The organism is Microbulbifer maximicatervae (SeqCode), assembly GCF_052467615.1.
Window position 1 is genome coordinate 4,957,872 of sequence record NZ_CP174319.1, and the last position, 22,933, is coordinate 4,980,804.

At 49.6% G+C, this 22,933-nt stretch carries 3 protein-coding genes and 1 tRNA gene; 3 read left to right on the plus strand and 1 reads right to left on the minus strand.

What is annotated here, in order from left to right; all coding sequences use genetic code 11:
* The first annotated feature begins 28 nt into the window (after positions 1–28).
* On the plus strand, positions 29–18,451 hold the full coding sequence (locus tag ACJJIM_RS21880; protein WP_444911965.1) for a filamentous hemagglutinin N-terminal domain-containing protein: 18,423 nt from the start codon (positions 29–31) through the stop codon (positions 18,449–18,451).
* Between the two features lie 166 nt (positions 18,452–18,617).
* Here ACJJIM_RS21880 and ACJJIM_RS21885 read toward each other — a convergent pair.
* Positions 18,618–18,704: transfer RNA gene (locus tag ACJJIM_RS21885), tRNA-Leu, on the minus strand.
* 243 nt (positions 18,705–18,947) lie between these two features.
* Between ACJJIM_RS21885 and rnr the strand changes: the two genes are divergently transcribed.
* Positions 18,948–21,686, plus strand: a complete 2,739-nt coding sequence (rnr, locus tag ACJJIM_RS21890) for a ribonuclease R (protein ID WP_444911966.1) — start codon at positions 18,948–18,950, stop codon at positions 21,684–21,686.
* Positions 21,687–21,698: 12 nt separating this feature from the next.
* Positions 21,699–22,454 (plus strand): 23S rRNA (guanosine(2251)-2'-O)-methyltransferase RlmB, encoded by a 756-nt coding sequence (gene rlmB, locus ACJJIM_RS21895; RefSeq protein ID WP_444911967.1) that lies wholly within the window; start codon positions 21,699–21,701, stop codon positions 22,452–22,454.
* The last annotated feature ends 479 nt before the right edge of the window (positions 22,455–22,933 follow it).

The following is a 22,933-nucleotide window of genomic DNA, read 5'->3' on the forward strand; positions in this document are numbered from 1 at the left end:
GCAAGGTTCCTCTTCGCAAGGTGCTGGTATGAAAGCCAAAAACAAAAAGCTTGAGTTAAGAAAATTAGCAAGTGCCATTAAGGTGTCAAGTTTTGCCTATGCTGGTCTGTTTGCAGGGCTAATTAGTCCGATTGTTCATGCCGGACCTGAAGGCGGAGTGGTAACCGGCGGTAGCGGCACTATTGATGTTGACGGGGCTACAACAACGGTTGATCAGGTAACAGACCTGTTATCAATTGACTGGGATTCTTTTAACTTAAGCGAAGAAGAGCTGATCCAATTCCTACAGCCGGACTCCTCTTCTATCGTACTTAACCGAATTCTGGATCAGGATGTCACTACCATTCAAGGTGCGATAGAGGCCAACGGACACGTTATCCTGGTGAATCCGCGAGGAGTTCTTTTTACTGAAACAGCCACAGTTAATGTCGGCGCTATAACCGCTTCTGGGCTTGATATGAGCCCAGAAGACTTTATGAATGGTGATTTTGCCTTTAAAGGTGAGTCGGGTTCTTCTGGTGTTGTTGTTAACCGCGGAGTAATTAATGCATCCAGCGCGATCCTGGTAGGTAAGCAGGTTACAAACTCGTCTACCGGCTTGATCAGTGCTGAGCTCGTCAGCTTGGCAGCAGCCGATGAAGCCTTATTAACTTTTGATGCCGATGGAATGATAGGTATCAAAGTCACCAAAGAGGTTATGGAAAATGACCTAGGACTTGACAGTGCTGTATTAAATGAAGGAGCCATTGAAGGCGCTCAGGTTTTAATGGAAGCCAGCGTGTCCGGTGACTTGTTTACTGCTGCAGTGAACAATGAGGGTACGATTACCGCGCGTGGTATCGATACCAGTGGTGGAAAGATTCGTCTATTTGGTTCTGGCTCTGGTGTTGTTAGTAACGGAACCCTAGATGCATCAGGTAGCGCTGGTGGTGAGGTTGTATTGGAGGGCGATTTTGCCGAGCTCCGCGGAGATATTTCAGTAGCGGCTGACTCTGGCAATGGTGGTGATGTTGCTGTTTTAGGTGATGAAGTCATTGTCAGCGGGAATATTAATGCTAGTGGCACTTCCTCTGGTGGCAAAGTCCTTATTGGTGGAGATTATCAAGGAAATAACGTTGATATTCGCAATGCTGAAACAACTACGGTTACAGCGGACGCTTATATCGATGCTAGTGGCGTTGGTAACGCCGATGGCGGTACTGTCATTGTTTGGTCCGATGTCACCACAAAGTTTGGCGGTACAGTTCTTGCGGAGTCAGGGACAGATGGCGGTGATGGTGGTTTGATAGAAACTTCTGGCAAGATCTATCTGGATCTGGATGAAGGGAATATGTCTATCTCTACCCTTAGCCATGGCGATGGGGAGAATGGTCTCTGGCTGTTAGATCCAGGCTGGATGGATATTATTGAAGGTGACTGTTCCTCAGCAAACTGTATTTCAGTAACTTCTCTAGTGACTGCCCTTAGCGGTTCTGACGTAGAAATTCTGCTAACCGATGAAGATTCCGGAAGCGGTCCTGATGGAAGCGTGACTCCGGCAGACCCTACTACAAGTGATTTTTCTGACGGTATTCGAGTTCTCGCTGATATCGATTGGGATGAAGACACCACACTTACTCTGAACTCTTATAGTAATGTATTAATTGAAAGTGGATATAGCATTACTAATGATACAGCAGGCGGACTTGAAATTTTGGCGGGAGGAGATTTCACGAACGCCGGAAATATAGCTTTTGATGCTGGTCTGCTTGATGTGAAGGTTGGTGGGGCATTTACCAATTCTGCCACCATCTCAGCTGCCGACTTTCTATTGAATGTGGGTTATCAAACGGGCTCTAATACTACCAATACGTTAGGTGATATTTTTGTAACAGGTACAGGTACAGTTACAGGTGGAACCGGCACTGATATTTTCACTTTGTCAGATAGTGATAATGCAATAACCATCACTGGTGATAATGCATTTACGCTCGATACTCTTTCTTTCAATAGCGTTGAAGAGGTCGATTTAGGTGGCGGTGATAATAGTATCGTTGCGATCGATGCTACGACCCTGACAGGAGTGGATAACGAAGCCGAAACGAGCTTAATTACGTTTAGTAATATTGACAGTATCAGCACTAGCGGCAGCCTCACAGGCTCTGAAAATGACGATACCTTTGTCGTGATAAGCGATACAGAAATCACTGCCAATGAAATTAGTGTGGAAAATACGGCAGGGTTTAGCGCTATTAATGCCGCAGGTGGTGAAGACAATGTTATTGGAGAGGATGGTGAAAGGTGGACTCTGACCTCCAACGATAACGAAGCTGAAAGTAGCGATATTACTTTTAGCGATGTAGAAATCCTGGAGGCTACTAATACCTATCTACGGGGTACCTCTGGTATAGAAGAGTTCGTTCTGACCTCAGGCGGTGATGTCGCAGTCAATGGCATGACCGTTTCAGGTATGACTGAGGTACGCGGCAGAAGTGGCGATGACACTCTTGATGCTACAGCTTTTGATGCTGGTTTAGCCCTCAATGGCGAATCTAGCCAGGTTACTGCTGGCTCTTTGCTCTTTAAAGGAATTACTGACGCAGAGACCTTAACGCTGACCGGCACTAGTGGTAACGAAAGTTTCACCGTGAATAGTGATAATGCGGTCACGGTGAACGGTATTGCCTTTACCGATGTAAGCACGGTCGATGGAGGAACGGGCAGCGATAGTGTTACCACAGCTAGCACGGTGACCCTGACAGGTACCAGCAATGAAGCGATCTCTAGCTTAATTACTTTCAGCGATATTGACAGTATCAGCACTAGCGGCAGCCTCACAGGCTCTGAAAATGACGATACCTTTGTCGTGATAAGCGATACAGAAATCACTGCCAATGAAATCAGTGTGGAAAATACGGCAGGGTTTAGCGCTATTGATGCCGCAGGTGGCAATGATAGTGTTACAGGCGCCAGCGGTGAAAGCTGGACTCTGACCTCTAACGATAACGAAGCTGAAACTAGTAGCGGTATTACTTTTAGTGATGTGGAAACCTTGGTGGCCAACAGTGCCAGTCTTCAGGGTACTGCCAGTGTAGAAGAATTCGTTTTGACCTCCGGTGGCAATGTCGAAGTTAATGGCATGACCGTTTCCGGTATGTCCGAGGTGGTTGGCAATAACGGTGATGACACCTTGAATGCCAGTGCTTATACGGCTGGCCTGACCCTTACTGACACAGCGAATAAAGTCACCGCTGGGTCTCTCAATTTTAGCGGTATTGTGAGTGCCGTGACCTCTCTACTCACTGGTACCAGTGGCGACGAAAGCTTTACCGTAAATGGAGATAATGCGGTTACGGCCAATGGCATCGCCTTTACCGATGTAATTACGGTCGATGGAGGAACGGGCAGCGATAGCGTTACCACGGCTAGCACGGTGACCCTGACAGGTACCAGCAATGAAGCGATCTCTAGCTTAATTACTTTCAGCGATATTGACAGTATCAGCACTAGCGGCAGCCTCACAGGCTCTGAAAATGACGATACCTTTGTAGTGGTGAGTACTACAGAAGTCACTGCCAATGGAATCAGTGTGGAAAATACGGCAGGGTTTAGCGCTATTGATGCCGCAGGTGGCAATGATAGTGTTACAGGCGCCAGCGGTGAAAGCTGGACTCTGACCTCTAACGATAACGAAGCTGAAACTAGTAGCGGTATTACTTTTAGTGATGTGGAAACCTTGGTGGCCAACAGTGCCAGTCTTCAGGGTACTGCCAGTGTAGAAGAATTCGTTTTGACCTCCGGTGGCAATGTCGAAGTTAATGGCATGACCGTTTCCGGTATGTCCGAGGTGGTTGGCAATAACGGTGATGACACCTTGAATGCCAGTGCTTATACGGCTGGCCTGACCCTTACTGACACAGCGAATAAAGTCACCGCTGGGTCTCTCAATTTTAGCGGTATTGTGAGTGCCGTGACCTCTCTACTCACTGGTACCAGTGGCGACGAAAGCTTTACCGTAAATGGAGATAATGCGGTTACGGCCAATGGCATCGCCTTTACCGATGTAAGTACGGTCGATGGAGGAACGGGCAGCGATAGCGTTACCACGGCTAGCACGGTGACCCTGACAGGTACCAGCAATGAAGCGATCTCTAGCTTAATTACTTTCAGCGATATTGACAGTATCAGCACTAGCGGCAGCCTCACAGGCTCTGAAAATGACGATACCTTTGTCGTGATAAGCGATACAGAAATCACTGCCAATGAAATCAGTGTGGAAAATACGGCAGGGTTTAGCGCTATTGATGCCGCAGGTGGCAATGATAGTGTTACAGGCGCCAGCGGTGAAAGCTGGACTCTGACCTCTAACGATAACGAAGCTGAAACTAGTAGCGGTATTACTTTTAGTGATGTGGAAACCTTGGTGGCCAACAGTGCCAGTCTTCAGGGTACTGCCAGTGTAGAAGAATTCGTTTTGACCTCCGGTGGCAATGTCGAAGTTAATGGCATGACCGTTTCCGGTATGTCCGAGGTGGTTGGCAATAACGGTGATGACACCTTGGATGCCAGTGCTTATACGGCTGGCCTGACCCTTACTGACACAGCGAATAAAGTCACCGCTGGGTCTCTCAATTTTAGCGGTATTGTGAGTGCCGTGACCTCTCTACTTACTGGTACCAGTGACGACGAAAGCTTTACCGTAAATGGAGATAATGCGGTTACGGCCAATGGCATCGCCTTTACCGATGTAAGTACGGTCGATACTGGCAATGGTACAGATAGTGTTACCGGTGCTACTGGAGTAGATTGGACTCTAACCTCCAACGATAACGAAGCAGAAAGTAGCGAAATTACTTTTAGCGGTGTGGAAACTCTGGTGGCCAGTAGTGCCAACCTTCAGGGCACTGCCAATGTAGAAGACTTCGTTTTGACCTCCGCTGGCGATGTCGAAGTCAATGGCATGACCGTTTCCGGCATGTCCGAGGTAGCTGGTAACAGCGGTGACGACACCCTGGATGCCAGTGCTTATAGTGCTGGCCTGACTCTTACTGACACAGCGAATAAAGTCACGACTGGTTCTCTCAACTTTAGCGGCATTGTGAGTGCCGTGACCTCCCTGCTCACCGGTACCAGTGACGACGAGAGTTTTACCGTAAATGGAGACAATGCGGTTACGGCTAATGGTATCGCTTTTACTGATGTAAGTACGGTTGATACTGGCAATGGCACAGATAGTGTTACCGGTGCTACTGGAGCAGATTGGACTCTAACCTCCAACGATAACGAAGCAGAAAGTAGCGAAATTACTTTTAGCGGTGTGGAAACTCTGGTGGCCAGTAGTGCCAACCTTCAGGGTACTGCCAATGTAGAAGACTTCGTTTTGACCTCTGCTGGCGATGTCGAAGTCAATGGCATGACTGTTTCCGGTATGTCCGAAGTGTTTGGCAACGATGGTAGTGACACCCTAGATGCCAAGAGTTTTGATGATGGCCTGACACTCACCGACACGGATAATAAGGTCATCGCCGACACATTAGTGTTTTACAACATTACTGATGCGGTTTCTTCAGCACTTATCGGTACTAGTGGTGCAGATAGTTTCACAGTCACTGGTAATAATGCCTTGAATGCCGCAGGTATCAGCTTCACTGAAGTGGATACAGTTGATGCAGGCACGGGTAGTGATAGTCTCACTGCGATCGACACAGTGGTTCTGACAGGAACTGACTATGAAGCGACTTCAAGCCTAATTACTTTCAGCGATATTGAAAGTGTTAGTGGGGGTAGCCTGGAGGCTTCGTCAGGGGACGATACCTTTGAGGTAACTGGCTTTGAATCCCTGAAGGCTAATCAGATTGCATTCAGCGATATAGACAGTGTTGATGCAATGGGTGGCACAGATAGTGTTACTGGGGTTAGTGGAGAAGACTGGACACTGGGAAGCAGTGCTAATGAGGCGACTAATAACGGCATTACTTTTACTGATGTAGAAACCCTGGTGGCTAGCAGTGCCAATCTTCAAGGTACTGCCAGTGTAGAAGAATTTGTTTTGACTTCCGGTGGCGATGTCGAAGTTAATGGCATGACCGTTTCCGGTATGTCTGAGGTGGTTGGCAATGGCGGTAATGACACCTTGGATGCCAGTGCTTATACGGCTGGCCTGACCCTTACTGACACAGCGAATAAAGTCACCGCTGGGTCTCTCAATTTTAGCGGTATTGTGAGTGCCGTGACCTCTCTACTTACTGGTACCAGTGACGACGAAAGCTTTACCGTAAATGGAGATAATGCGGTTACGGCCAATGGCATCGCCTTTACCGATGTAAGTACGGTCGATGGAGGAACGGGCAGCGATAGCGTTACCACAGTTGGCACGGTGACCCTGACAGGTACCAGCAATGAAGCGATCTCTAGCTTAATTACTTTCAGCGATATTGACAGTATCAGTGCTGGTGGCAGCCTTGTAGGCTCTGCAAATGACGATACCTTTGTAGTGGTGAGTACTACAGAAGTCACTGCCAATGGGATCAGTGTGGAAAATACGGCAGGGTTTAGCGCTATTGATGCCGCAGGTGGCAATGATAGTGTTACAGGCGCCAGCGGTGAAAGCTGGACTCTGACCTCTAACGATAACGAAGCTGAAACTAGTAGCGGTATTACTTTTAGTGATGTGGAAACCTTGGTGGCCAACAGTGCCAGTCTTCAGGGTACCGCCAGTGTAGAAGAATTCGTTTTGACCTCCGGTGGCAATGTCGAAGTTAATGGCATGACCGTTTCCGGTATGTCCGAGGTGGTTGGCAATAACGGTGATGACACCTTGGATGCCAGTGCTTATACGGCTGGCCTGACCCTTACTGACACAGCGAATAAAGTCACCGCTGGGTCTCTCAATTTTAGCGGTATTGTGAGTGCCGTGACCTCTCTACTTACTGGTACCAGTGACGACGAAAGCTTTACCGTAAATGGAGATAATGCGGTTACGGCCAATGGCATCGCCTTTACCGATGTAAGTACGGTCGATACTGGCAATGGTACAGATAGTGTTACCGGTGCTACTGGAGTAGATTGGACTCTAACCTCCAACGATAACGAAGCAGAAAGTAGCGAAATTACTTTTAGCGGTGTGGAAACTCTGGTGGCCAGTAGTGCCAACCTTCAGGGCACTGCCAATGTAGAAGACTTCGTTTTGACCTCCGCTGGCGATGTCGAAGTCAATGGCATGACGGTTTCCGGCATGTCCGAGGTGGCCGGTAACAGCGGTGACGACACCCTGGATGCCAGTGCTTACAGCGCTGGCCTGGCACTGACAGGCACTAACAATCAAGTTACGGCCGAATCCGGAAGCCTGACTTTTGACGGTATTGTGAGTGCAGTGACTTCTGCACTGACTGGTAGCAGTGGTGCGGATAGCTTCACGGTTGATGGTGATAACGAAGTTACCAGTTATAACATCGCCTTCACTAATGTCAGCACTATTGACGGTAGTGGTGATGTTGACAGTGTCACCGGTGCTAATGGCGAGAACTGGACTCTGACCGGCACAGATAACCAAGCCACTGGCAGTGGTATTACCTTTAATAGCGTGGAAGCCCTGACAGCAACCAATGCAAGTTTGGTTGGTACTGCGGGTGCGGACTCCTTCATTCTGCAGTCTGATGCGGATGTTGAAGTTTACGGCATGACAGTATCCGGCATGTCGGCGGTAGAAGGTAATGGCGGTAGCGATAGTCTGAATGCCAGTGCTTATAGTGATGGATTAGCCCTGACGGGGACGGACTATCAAGTTACAGCTGAATCCGGCAACCTGGTTTTCAATGACATTGCCAGCGCTGTAACTTCAGCTCTAACGGGTACTAGCGGCGCGGATAGCTTTACCGTTGATGGTGATAATGAAGTTACCAGTTATGAAATTGCCTTCACCGGTGTTAGCACCGTTGATGCGGGTAACGGCACAGATAGCGTTACTGCACTCAGTGTTGTCACCCTGACCGGTACAGATAATCAAGCCACAACAAACTCGATTTTGTTTAGCAATATCGACAGTGTGAGTGGAGGTAGCCTGCAGGCATCAAGTAGTGATGACTCGTTTGAAGTCACCGGTACCAATGCACTGACGGCGAATGAAATTGCGTTTAGCAGTATTAGCAGTGTGGATGCACTGGGTGGTGATGACAGTGTTATCGGTGCTGATGGTAAAGATTGGACCTTAACCGGCACCAACTATGAAGCTATTAACAATGGCATTACGTTTAGCAATGTAGAAATCCTAACCGCGGTAAATGCAAACCTGGTAGGCACAGCCAGTGCAGATGCTTTTGTGCTGCAATCGGATGCAGATGTCGCCATCTACAACATGACTATTTCCGGTATGTCTTCTGTTGAAGGCAATGGCGGTAGCGACAGCCTGGATGCCAGTGCTTACAGCGATGGTTTAGCTCTGACAGGAACGGACTATCAAGTTACGGCTGAGTCCGGCAGCTTAGTTTTCAATGATATTTTTAGCGCAGCAACCTCAACTCTAACCGGCACCAGCGGTGCAGATAGCTTTACCGTTAACGGTGATAACGAAGTTAGCAGTTATGAAATTGCCTTCATCGGTGTAAACACAGTCGATGCGGGATCCGGTTCTGATAGTGTTGTGGCGCAGAGCGTTGTAACTCTAACCGGGACGGGTAATGAAGCTACAACCAACTCGATCGATTTTCTTGGCATCGACAGTGTGACGGGCGGTAGCCTGGAGGGGTCTGATAATGCAGATACCTTCGTAGTGACCAGCAGTACCAGTGTTACTGCTAACGATATCAGCTTCAGTGGCTTTTCTGGCGATATCGATGCGAAGGGTGGTGTCGATAGCGTTACTGGTCTTAGTGGTCAAAACTGGATTTTAACCGGCACAGATTACCAAGCCACTGGCAGTGGCATTACCTTTAGCAGCGTAGAAGCCCTAACAGCAACCAATGCAAGTTTGGTTGGTACTGCGGGTGCGGACTCCTTCATTCTGCAGTCTGATGCGGATGTTGAAGTTTACGGCATGACAGTTTCCGGCATGTCGGCGGTAGAAGGTAATGGTGGTAGCGATAGTCTGAATGCCAGTGCTTATAGTGACGGATTAGCCCTGACCGGGACGGACTATCAAGTTACAGCTGAATCCGGCAATCTGGTTTTCAATGACATTGCCAGCGCAGTAACTTCGGCTCTAACGGGTACTAGCGGCGCGGATAGCTTTACCGTTGATGGTGATAATGAAGTTACTAGTTATGAAATTGCTTTCACCGGTGTTAGCACCGTTGATGCGGGTAACGGCACAGATAGCGTTACTGCACTCAGTGTTGTCACCCTGACCGGCACAGATAATCAAGCCTCAACAAATTCGATTTTGTTTAGCAATATCGACAGTGTGAGTGGAGGTAGCCTGCAGGCATCAAGTGGTGATGATTCGTTTGAAGTCACCGGTACCAATGCACTGACGGCGAATGAAATTGCGTTTAGCAGTATTAGCAGTGTGGATGCACTGGGTGGTGATGACAGTGTTATCGGTGCTGATGGTAAAGATTGGACCTTAACCGGCACCAACTATGAAGCTATTAACAATGGCATTACGTTTAGCAATGTAGAAATCCTAACCGCGGTAAATGCAAACCTGGTAGGTACAGCCAGTGCAGATGCTTTTGTGCTGCAATCGGATGCAGATGTCGCCATCTACAACATGACTATTTCCGGTATGTCTTCTGTTGAAGGCAATGGCGGTAGCGACAGCCTGGATGCCAGTGCTTACAGCGATGGTTTAGCTCTGACAGGAACGGACTATCAAGTTACGGCTGAGTCCGGCAGCTTAGTTTTCAATGATATTTTTAGCGCAGCAACCTCAACTCTAACCGGCACCAGCGGTGCAGATAGCTTTACCGTTAACGGTGATAACGAAGTTACCAGTTATGAAATTGCCTTTACCAATGTAAGTACGGTTGATACTGGCAATGGTACAGATAGTGTTACCGGTGCTACTGGAGCAGATTGGACTCTAACCTCCAACGATAACGAAGCAGAAAGTAGCGAAATTACTTTTAGCGGTGTGGAAACTCTGGTGGCCAGTAATGCCAACCTTCAGGGCACTGCCAATGTAGAAGATTTCGTTTTGACCTCTGCTGGCGATGTCGAAGTCAATGGCATGACGGTTTCCGGCATGTCCGAGGTGGCCGGTAACAGCGGTGACGACACCCTGGATGCCAGTGCTTACAGCGCTGGCCTGGCACTGACAGGCACTAACAATCAAGTTACGGCCGAATCCGGAAGCCTGACTTTTGACGGTATTGTGAGTGCAGTGACTTCTGCACTGACTGGTAGCAGTGGTGCGGATAGCTTCACGGTTGATGGTGATAACGAAGTTACCAGTTATAACATCGCCTTCACTAATGTCAGCACTATTGACGGTAGTGGTGATGTTGACAGTGTCACCGGTGCTAATGGCGAGAACTGGACTCTGACCGGCACAGATAACCAAGCCACTGGCAGTGGTATTACCTTTAATAGCGTGGAAGCCCTGACAGCAACCAATGCAAGTTTGGTTGGTACTGCGGGTGCGGACTCCTTCATTCTGCAGTCTGATGCGGATGTTGAAGTTTACGGCATGACAGTATCCGGCATGTCGGCGGTAGAAGGTAATGGCGGTAGCGATAGTCTGAATGCCAGTGCTTATAGTGATGGATTAGCCCTGACGGGGACGGACTATCAAGTTACAGCTGAATCCGGCAACCTGGTTTTCAATGACATTGCCAGCGCTGTAACTTCAGCTCTAACGGGTACTAGCGGCGCGGATAGCTTTACCGTTGATGGTGATAATGAAGTTACCAGTTATGAAATTGCCTTCACCGGTGTTAGCACCGTTGATGCGGGTAACGGCACAGATAGCGTTACTGCACTCAGTGTTGTCACCCTGACCGGTACAGATAATCAAGCCACAACAAACTCGATTTTGTTTAGCAATATCGACAGTGTGAGTGGAGGTAGCCTGCAGGCATCAAGTAGTGATGACTCGTTTGAAGTCACCGGTACCAATGCACTGACGGCGAATGAAATTGCGTTTAGCAGTATTAGCAGTGTGGATGCACTGGGTGGTGATGACAGTGTTATCGGTGCTGATGGTAAAGATTGGACCTTAACCGGCACCAACTATGAAGCTATTAACAATGGCATTACGTTTAGCAATGTAGAAATCCTAACCGCGGTAAATGCAAACCTGGTAGGCACAGCCAGTGCAGATGCTTTTGTGCTGCAATCGGATGCAGATGTCGCCATCTACAACATGACTATTTCCGGTATGTCTTCTGTTGAAGGCAATGGCGGTAGCGACAGCCTGGATGCCAGTGCTTACAGCGATGGTTTAGCTCTGACAGGAACGGACTATCAAGTTACGGCTGAGTCCGGCAGCTTAGTTTTCAATGATATTTTTAGCGCAGCAACCTCAACTCTAACCGGCACCAGCGGTGCAGATAGCTTTACCGTTAACGGTGATAACGAAGTTACCAGTTATGAAATTGCCTTTACCAATGTAAGTACGGTTGATACTGGCAATGGTACAGATAGTGTTACCGGTGCTACTGGAGCAGATTGGACTCTAACCTCCAACGATAACGAAGCAGAAAGTAGCGAAATTACTTTTAGCGGTGTGGAAACTCTGGTGGCCAGTAATGCCAACCTTCAGGGCACTGCCAATGTAGAAGATTTCGTTTTGACCTCTGCTGGCGATGTCGAAGTCAATGGCATGACGGTTTCCGGCATGTCCGAGGTGGCCGGTAACAGCGGTGACGACACCCTGGATGCCAGTGCTTACAGCGCTGGCCTGGCACTGACAGGCACTAACAATCAAGTTACGGCCGAATCCGGAAGCCTGACTTTTGACGGTATTGTGAGTGCAGTGACTTCTGCACTGACTGGTAGCAGTGGTGCGGATAGCTTCACGGTTGATGGTGATAACGAAGTTACCAGTTATAACATCGCCTTCACTAGTGTCAGCACTATTGACGGTAGTGGTGATGTTGACAGTGTCACCGGTGCTAATGGCGAGAACTGGACTCTGACCGGCACAGATAACCAAGCCACTGGCAGTGGTATTACCTTTAATAGCGTGGAAGCCCTGACAGCAACCAATGCAAGTTTAATTGGTACTGCGGGTGCGGACTCCTTCATTCTGCAGTCTGATGGGGATGTTGAAGTTTACGGCATGACAGTATCCGGCATGTCGGCGGTAGAAGGTAATGGCGGTAGCGATAGTCTGAATGCCAGTGCTTATAGTGATGGATTAGCCCTGACGGGGACGGACTATCAAGTTACAGCTGAATCCGGCAACCTGGTTTTCAATGACATTGCCAGCGCTGTAACTTCGGCTCTAACGGGTACCAGCGGCGCGGATAGCTTTACCATTGATGGTGATAATGAAGTTACCAGTTATGAAATTGCCTTCACCGGTGTTAGCACAGTTGATGCGGGAAATGGCGCTGATAGTGTGACTGGTGTAGATGGTGCCAGCTGGACTTTGACTGGTGCTGATAATGAGGCAATTAGCAGCAGTATAACTTTCAATGATATAGAGAGTATCGCCGCGACCAATTCTGACCTCTTAGGTAGTGCTGGAGCCGATGAATTTGTATTGCGGTCTGATGCCGATATTGAAGTTTACGATCTGCTGATATCTGGTATATCAGAGGTAGATGGTAATGGCGGTAGCGATAGTCTGGATGCCAGTGCCTATAGTGATGGATTAGCTCTGACGGGAACGGACTATCAAGTTACAGCTGAATCCGGCAGCCTGGTTTTCAATAATATTGCCAGCGCAGTAACTTCGGCTCTAACGGGTACTAGCGGCGCGGATAGCTTTACCGTTGATGGTGATAATGAAGTTACCAGTTATGAAATTGCCTTCACCGGTGTTAGCACCGTTGATGCGGGTAACGGCACAGATAGCGTTACTGCACTCAGTGTTGTCACCCTGACCGGCACAGATAATCAAGCCTCAACAAACTCGATTTTGTTTAGCAATATCGACAGTGTGAGTGGAGGTAGCCTGCAGGCATCAAGTAGTGATGATTCGTTTGAAGTCACCGGTACCAATGCACTGACGGCGAATGAAATTGCGTTTAGCAGTATTAGCAGTGTGGATGCACTGGGTGGTGATGACAGTGTTATCGGTGCTGATGGTAAAGATTGGACCTTAACCGGCACCAACTATGAAGCTATTAACAATGGCATTACGTTTAGCAATGTAGAAATCCTAACCGCGGTAAATGCAAACCTGGTAGGTACAGCCAGTGCAGATGCTTTTGTGCTGCAATCGGATGCAGATGTCGCCATCTACAACATGACTATTTCCGGTATGTCTTCTGTTGAAGGCAATGGCGGTAGCGACAGCCTGGATGCCAGTGCTTACAGCGATGGTTTAGCTCTGACAGGAACGGACTATCAAGTTACGGCTGAGTCCGGCAGCTTAGTTTTCAATGATATTTTTAGCGCAGCAACCTCAACTCTAACCGGCACCAGCGGTGCAGATAGCTTTACCGTTAACGGTGATAACGAAGTTACCAGTTATGAAATTGCCTTTACCAATGTAAGTACGGTTGATACTGGCAATGGTACAGATAGTGTTACCGGTGCTACTGGAGCAGATTGGACTCTAACCTCCAACGATAACGAAGCAGAAAGTAGCGAAATTACTTTTAGCGGTGTGGAAACTCTGGTGGCCAGTAATGCCAACCTTCAGGGCACTGCCAATGTAGAAGATTTCGTTTTGACCTCTGCTGGCGATGTCGAAGTCAATGGCATGACGGTTTCCGGCATGTCCGAGGTGGCCGGTAACAGCGGTGACGACACCCTGGATGCCAGTGCTTACAGCGCTGGCCTGGCACTGACAGGCACTAACAATCAAGTTACGGCCGAATCCGGAAGCCTGACTTTTGACGGTATTGTGAGTGCAGTGACTTCTGCACTGACTGGTAGCAGTGGTGCGGATAGCTTCACGGTTGATGGTGATAACGAAGTTACCAGTTATAACATCGCCTTCACTAGTGTCAGCACTATTGACGGTAGTGGTGATGTTGACAGTGTCACCGGTGCTAATGGCGAGAACTGGACTCTGACCGGCACAGATAACCAAGCCACTGGCAGTGGTATTACCTTTAATAGCGTGGAAGCCCTGACAGCAACCAATGCAAGTTTAATTGGTACTGCGGGTGCGGACTCCTTCATTCTGCAGTCTGATGGGGATGTTGAAGTTTACGGCATGACAGTATCCGGCATGTCGGCGGTAGAAGGTAATGGCGGTAGCGATAGTCTGAATGCCAGTGCTTATAGTGATGGATTAGCCCTGACGGGAACCAGTAACGAGGTAACGGCAGAGTCTGGCACTCTTACCTTCGACGGTATTTTCAGTGCGACTACCGCGACACTTACTGCTACTAACGGTTCAGATAACTTTACGGTAGACAGTGATAACGCAACCACTATTTATGGCATAGCCTTTACGGGTCTGAACAGCATCGACGCGGGAGAGGGGGCAGACAGTGTCACTGGTGCAAGTGGTGCTGATTGGACTTTAACCGGCAATGATTATGAGGCCACTAACAGTAGTATTACTTTCAGCAATGTAGAAACTATCACTGCTGTAAATGCCAACCTTGTCGGCACGGCCAATGCTGACACCTTTGTATTACAGTCTGTTGGTGATATCGAAGTTTACGGTATGAACGTCTCCGGTATGTCTGCGGTGGACGGGAATGGCGGTGATGATAGTCTGGACGCTAGCGCCTATAGCGACGGGTTGACACTGACGGGCAGTAACGGCCAGGTAACTGCCGGTTCTCTTGCGTTCAGCAGTATTGCGAGTGCTGTGACATCATCGCTAACCGGTACTAGTGGCGCAGATAACTTTACCGTCGACGGCGATAATGCTATCTCTAGCTACGATATTGCCTTTACCGGTGTAAGCACCTTGGATGCAGATGGCGGCACGGATAGTGTGATCGGCGCCGATGGGGCTGACTGGACCTTGAGCGGTACAGACAATCAGGCTGCGAGCAGCGGGATCATCTTTAGCAATGTAGATAGTCTGACTACTGTGAATGCAGAATTGGTCGGTACGACAAGTGCTGATGCCTTCGTGTTGCAGTCTGGTGGTGATGTTGAAGTTTACGATATGACTATCTCTGGTATGTTCGCAGTGGACGGCAACGGCGGCGGGGATAGTTTAGATGCCAGTTCCTACAGTGATGGATTGAAACTTACTGGCGCTTCTAATCAGGTAGCGGCAGGCTCCCTGACTTTTGATGGTATTGCAAGCGCGGTAGCTTCGACACTGACCGGTACGAGCGGTGCGGATAGTATTACTGTGAATGGTGACAACGCCGTCACCAGTTATGACATTGTTTTTGCCGGTGTAAGTACAATTGATACAGGTACTGGCACAGACAGTGTGACCGGTGCCGATGGTGAAGATTGGACTCTAACGGGCTCAGATAACCAGGCCACTGGCAGCGGTATTACCTTTAGTAATATAGATAGCCTCACAGCCGTGAATGCGGATTTGATTGGCACTACAGGTGCTGATGACTTTGTTCTGCAATCGGATGCCGATGTTGAAGCTTATGGCATAGCGGTTTCTGGCATGTCTTCGGTCGAGGGCAATGGCGGTAATGACAGCCTGGATGCCAGTGCTTACAGTGATGGCTTGGCCCTGACAGGAGTAAATAACCAGGTTACTGCAGAATCTGGTGCTCTGATATTCAATAGCATCTTCAGTGCAGAGAGTTCAACGTTAACTGCAACCAGCGGCTCGGATAATTTCACTATAGATAGTGATAACGCCACTACCATCTATGATATTGCCTTTACTGGCCTGAGCAGCATTGATGCAGCTGGTGGTGCAGATACTGTGACAGGAGCTGATGGTGCCGATTGGACTCTGACGGGCAATGATAGTGAGGCTACGAATAGTGGAATTACTTTTAGCAGCGTAGAAACACTTATTGCTACCAATGCCGACCTGCAGGGAAGCAGCAATGCGGATGCCTTTGCACTGCAATCGACTGGAGACATCGAAGTCTACAGTATGACGGTCTCAGGCATGTCGGCAGTCTATGGTCAGGGGGGTAATGATAGCCTGGATGCCAGCGCCTATAGTGATGGTCTGGCGCTCACCGGCACTGACAATCAAGTAACGGCAGGTAGCCTGACTTTTGATGGCATCGTCAGCGCTGTAACTTCGGCGTTAACAGGCACTAGTGGAGCGGATAGCTTTACTGTAGACGGGGATAATGCAGCGACCAGCTACGATATCGCCTTTACCGGATTGAGCACTATTAATGCTCTAGGTGGTAACGATACTGCTATCGGTGCAGATGGTGCTGATTGGAGCCTGACGGGAGCTGACAACGAGGCTGTTAACAGCAGTATCACTTTTAGCAATATCGAGAACCTTACTGCCGTAAATGCCGATTTGGTTGCTACAACTGGCGATGACGCATTTGTGCTGCAGTCTGATGCAGATGTGGAAGTTTACGGCATGACCGTATCCGGCATGTCTGCGGTCGATGGTAATGGCGGTGACGACAGCTTGGATGCCAGTGCCTACAGCGATGGGCTTTCTTTAACTGGTGTTGATAATCAAGTAGATGCCGGCTCACTGTCTTTCTATAGCATTTCCAGTGCGGCCACTTCTATCCTGACAAACACCCATGATTCTGCTCAGTTCGAATTGCAGGGTGACCAGGCATTAGCAACGGCAGGTATCAGTTTTACTGGCCTTGAAGAAGTGAATACTTCGGGCAGTAATGACACCTTGGTGGCTACAGACAGTGACGATAACTTTACCCTCAACTCCGATGGCGATATCAGCGTTGCAGGCATCGACTTCAGTGGGCTGGAAACTGTGGATGGCGCAGGTGGTAGCGACACGGTTAGTGCAGATGGAGCTACCTGGACCTCGACCAGCTCCGGCAACTCCCTTGTTGAAGGCAGTGTGGAGGCTGAAGTTAATGGCCTGACCGTCTACTTTGATAACCTCGAACTCGTAGAAGGGGCGGGAAGTTATACTGGCCAGGATATCGATGGTGAGTATGAGTTTAGCGCTCTGGATACCATGACGATTGGCGGAGTAACTTTTGCCAACCTGGATAGTGTTGCTGCGGGTTCCGGCACAGATACCGTTTACGGTGCAGATATTGATACTGTCTGGGATATCAATGACTCTGAACACACTGTTTCCAGTGGTGGAACATCACTCACGATTACTGGCATCGAGTCTATTATTGCCGGTTCAGGTGCTGACGAGTTTAATTTAAATGGTGGTGAACTCGCAGGGATTGATACTGGAGCTGGCAGCGATACCGTCACCTTCTCTGGCACTGTGATTGACAGTATTTCCCTTGGTGCCGGCAATGATTTCTTGACGGTAGAAACTGATATTGGCCAGGAAGTAGAGCTTGCTGGTGGTGGCGGATCTGATGATTTCCAATACAACTTGTCCGGTGCGACCTGGGAGCTTTATAACAGTGGCAATCAGGTAGGTAACTTCAGTTTTGCTGGCTTCGAATACCTGGATAACACCTCTGACAGTATTACCGTCTTGACCGATCGGGCATTTGATTTTGAAGATGGTGGAAGTAGATCTGAAAGCTTCAATAAAAATGGTGCCGGGCTCCAGTTCAGCGATATGCGGTTGGGCTACGATGGCGAGGGCGATATTTATGTTACCAGCAGCTCAACAGATACTATCGGTGGCAGCCTGACCGCTGATCGTGCCGAACTGGTTGTTGGTGGCGATGTAGATATTGAGACAGATGTGAGTGTCTTGGCTGTTGCCACCTCGGGTGCGGATATCAATATCAGTGTGCAGGCTGCAGGGGATCTCGTTATTGACGAGATCGATGCAGGGCGGGGCACAGTTTCCCTGGCCAGCTCCAGCTTTGGCACCCTGACTGCTGAAACTTATGGAGATACCCATATCACAGCATCCGCTGTGACCTTGGGAACGGAAACTGAGTTGTGGACCATCATTGGTGAGGCGACTAACCCTCTCCGCATGGATGTCACCAATACAGTGGATATCTATTCCGTCAGTTACTATGAGCCTGACTTTATTGGCCAGATCCCGACGGTTACCAGCACTGGTGACGAGCTGCAGTCAGTTGCCGGTGCTCAGGCATCCCAGGGCCTCAAGTCAGCAGTTCAAAATGCGGTAGAGGATTTCAGTCATGTAGACCCTGCGATCTTTAGCGCTGTGAAGCCTTACAGTAGTGGTGTCGATGCGGTGAACTCCCCTGAGATGCGTCTCAGGTCCGGGGAATTGAGTCCCGCCGTAGCTTCAGCTGCTGAGGAGGTCGAAGCTGCACCTAAGTTTGACGCTGAACTCGAACTGGGCACCAGCGATGCGCCCAGCGATATTACTGTAGATCTTGGGGAGTTTAATGGAGGTAGTGCAGGACACTAAAGTAAACTCCCCTTTGCAAAAAAGCCGGTCTTTAGGGGCCGGCTTTTTTTATGTCCGGAATTTTTATGGTAGGGATTTGAAAAGGAAAGAGTTAAAAGCGAGGGCTGGAAAATTAAATCACCCAAACGAAAAAAGGCCGACTCTTTCGAGTCAGCCTTTTTGGAATTGGTGCCCAGGAGAGGACTTGAACCTCCACGACCGTTAGGTCACTAGCACCTGAAGCTAGCGCGTCTACCAATTCCGCCACCTGGGCAAATCAACGTGTGCTCCGTTGAGGACGCGAACTATAGAGATCTGCCCCCCTTGTGTCAACGGCTGCGTTGCGCTTTTTTCATCATTTTTTTCTTAGGTCGGGAAAATTGGCGAAATCGCTTATAATGCGTGCAATAGCGGCGAATTATTGACCAGGAATCCACCACCAACGCCGCCTTTCTTTATGGCCGGATAATCTCCGGAGGTTGCCAACCCTGGCAACTGCCCAACAACGGATGCTGTTTTGACTCAAAAAAATACCTCAGACCCTTTCAATGCTGACCCTCATGCCCAGCGCGAGGCAGAGAAATACGAAAAGCCCGTGCCCAGTCGGGAGTACTTGCTGCAAATTCTGGAAAAACAAGCGGAGCCTGTACCCTGGGAAACGGTGGCTGATTTACTCGAATTGGCCGACGAGGATCGCCGCGAAGGAGTCAGGCGCCGTTTGATCGCCATGTCCCGGGATGGGCAGATTGCCAGCAACCGCGCCGGTGATTTTGGTGTACTGGATAAAATGAGCCTGATACGCGGCCGGGTTATGGGGCACCGGGATGGTTTTGGTTTTGTTATCCCCAGTGATGGCGGCACCGATCTATTTTTATCCCATCGACAGATGCGTAAAGTTTTTGATGGTGACGAGGTATTAGTTCGGGAAACCCCCGGAGGTTTTCGCGGTAAACGCGAGGGCGCTGTTGTTCGGGTGATCAAGCACAATACCGAGCAGCTGGCTGGGCGCCTGTATCGGGAAAACGGTATTTGTTTTGTGCGCCCGGACAATCCTCGTATTAACCTGGATATTATGGTGGCCTCTGAGGATACCGCCGGAACCGATCACGGCCAGTATGTCGTAGTAAAAATTGTTACCCAACCGGGCCGGGATAAAGTGCCGCAAGGTGAGGTTAGCGAAGTTCTCGGTGACCACCTTGCCCCGGGTATGGAGATTGACGTTGCGATTCGCAATTACGGAATTCCCCACACCTGGCCCAGTGCACTGACGGCCGAGGTCAATGAAATTGCCGATGAAGTGCTTGAGGACCACAAGAAATCCCGGGTGGATCTTCGCCAGTTACCATTGGTTACTATCGATGGTGAAGACGCGCGGGATTTTGATGATGCGGTCTACTGCGAACTTTTACCCGATGGCAATTGGAAATTGCTGGTAGCCATTGCCGATGTTTCCCACTATGTACGTCCGGGTAGTGCGTTGGATGAGGAAGCGCACGGCCGTGGAAACTCGGTTTATTTTCCGGATTTCGTTGTACCCATGCTGCCGGAGAAATTGTCCAACGGCCTTTGCTCCCTGAACCCCGATGTCGATCGGTTGTGTATGGTGTGCGAAATGCACATCAACCGAAGCGGTGAAATTCAGGATTATCGTTTCTTTGAGGCGGTTATGCGCAGCCACGCGCGCCTGACTTATACCCAGGTAGGGCAAATACTCGATGAGCGGGATAACCGCGACAGTGGTGCCCGCAAGCAATTTGCGACCCTCACCCCACACCTGGACAATCTCCACGACCTCTACCTGGCGTTGCGCCAAGCGCGGGAGCGCCGGGGTGCTATTGATTTTGAGACGACCGAGACCCGGATAATATTTGACGCCCAACGAAAAATTGAGCGGATTATTCCGGTGGTGCGCAACGATGCTCACAAGCTGATCGAAGAGTGTATGCTCGCGGCCAATGTCAGCGCGGCGAGTCTGATGGAGCTATCGGAACTGCCCGCACTCTACCGGGTACACGATGCGCCCAAAGAGGAAAAACTCAGTAATTTGCGCGAATACCTGGGTGAATTGGGATTGCGCCTTCCCAGTGGTGGTGAGCCCCAGCCCAAAGACTTCCAGGACCTGATGGAGCAGATCGAGGGCCGTGCAGATGCGCATATTATTCAGGTGATGCTGCTGCGCTCTATGAACCAGGCGGTTTACCAGCCGGAGAATCGAGGACACTTCGGTTTGGATTACCCGGCCTATGCCCATTTCACCTCCCCGATTCGCCGCTATCCGGATTTGCTCCTGCACCGGGCGCTGCGCTGGTTGATACGCAACGGCAGCGCCAACCAAGCTGCGGTGGCAAAAAAAGTTCACTCTGTGCCCGGTGCCAAACCGATTGCTCGAGAGCAGATTTTACCCTACGACATGCCGGCCATGTTGCAACTTGGGGAACAGTGTTCGCTGACCGAGCGGCGCGCCGACGATGCGACCCGGGATGTGCTCAGCTGGCTTAAGTGTGAATATCTGCAAGACCATGTGGGCGAGACCTATTCCGGTGTTATCAGTGCGGTAACCGGCTTTGGATTATTTGTGGAGTTGGATGAACTCTACGTGGAGGGCCTGATACATGTCACTGCCCTGCCCAAAGACTATTATCGCTTTGAGCAGGCGCACCAGCGTCTTATCGGGGAGCGCAGTGGCAAGCGTTATCATTTGGGTGACTCTGTCACCGTGCAGGTTGCACGGGTGGATCTCGAAGAGCGCAAGGTGGATTTCACCTTGAATGAACTGGTCCCACGCGCAAAGCGTGAGTCGAAGAAAAAGAAAGAGAGTACGCGGGTGAGTGCCCGCGCTATGGAAATGGCAGTAGAACATCAGTTGGAACGCGAGCGCCGGGGCCGCGATAAAAAAGAAAAACCCAGCAATACCAGTGCTAACCCCTGGGCCAAGCATACCGAGACCACAGCCAAGTCCTCGCCTTTCCGCAAGCGCAAGGTGGGATCAGATGAGGCTGTGCCAGTGGAGGCCAGTGTTGAAGCCCCTGTAGCAAAACCGGAAAAAGAGCCGCTCAATAGGCGAGGTGAAGGCAGGCAAGGTGAAGATGCCCAGCCCAAACGCAAGATTAAAAAGCGTACCCCGACACGCAAGGGCGGAAAGCGGCCTGCAGTGGCTGCCCGTAAAGCCGCGCAAAAGGCTGAAAACGCCAAAACCCGTTCGGGTAAACTAAAAAAGAAGAAAAAGATTTCTTCTAGCAGTAAAAAGAAAAAGTGATCGAGGAATAAATTGAGTCAGGAAGTTATCTATGGCCTGCACGCGGTGCAGGCCCTCCTAAAAGGTTCTCCGCAGAATGTATCGGAGCTTCTGTTACTGCGTGGCCGCAAGGATCAGCGCCAGCAAAAAATAATCCAGCAGGCGGAAAAAAATGATATTGCCGTGCGCTTTATCGACCGGCGAGCGCTGGATGAGAAAGTAGAGGATGGCGCTAATCACCAGGGTGTCGTTGCCATCTGTTCTGGCAAAACAAAAGTCCACGATGAGAAATTCCTGTTCGACCTGCTGAAAAAACTGGATCAGCGCGGGGAAGCACCTTTCTTATTAGTGCTGGATGGAGTGACTGATCCCCACAACCTGGGTGCCTGCCTGCGCTCGGCAGAGGCTGCCGGAGTACATGCGGTGATTGCGCCGAAAGATAAATCTGCCGGGCTGACGCCAACAGCCCGCAAAGTGGCCTGCGGCGCTGCCGAAGTATTGCCCTTTGTCACCGTGACTAACCTGGCTCGCGCGTTACAGCAGCTGCAGCAGGCGGGAGTGTGGATTTATGGTGCAGCCGGTGAGGCGAAACAGGATGTATACCAAAGCCAATTAACCGGCCCCTTGGCACTAGTCATGGGGGCCGAGGGCAGCGGCTTGCGGCGTCTGACTAGGGAACATTGCGATCATCTGATCAAAATTCCTATGGCGGGAGAGGTAAGTAGCTTAAATGTTTCTGTTGCCACAGGTGTTTGCTTGTTTGAGGCCGTGCGTCAGCGCAACGGCTAATAGTTGATCTATTCTGCGCGTGCTAGGGATGATCTTCACTGGCCGTGCAATCTAGAGATTATAACAAATCTGGCCTCTATAAAGCTTTCCAAATAACCTCTGGATGGTGATGAAAGTATCTACCATGACTTTTATTGTTAATTGGATTCTCGAATCGCTTAGTTATTCGGAGCCCCTTAGGGCTTTCTTATTAATATTTGCTGAGATCAAAAGCAGCAATTTGACACTGCTCTAAAAGTTAAATTGTCATGGCACTTATATCAGAGGCATAGAATGATACTAGGAAAATAACATATTTCTGAGAATGAAAAGTATTTGTGGGTGGCTGATAGTAGTACCATTTGTTGTCCTGGTAGATGTTGCTAAGTGGGCAGGTTGGCAATCGAAATAAATAATGGTAACTGGCTCTTACCTAATAGATGTAATGGTTTCTTTAAACTCATCAGTTGGGTCGTATAAATATCTACAGCTAATTTTCC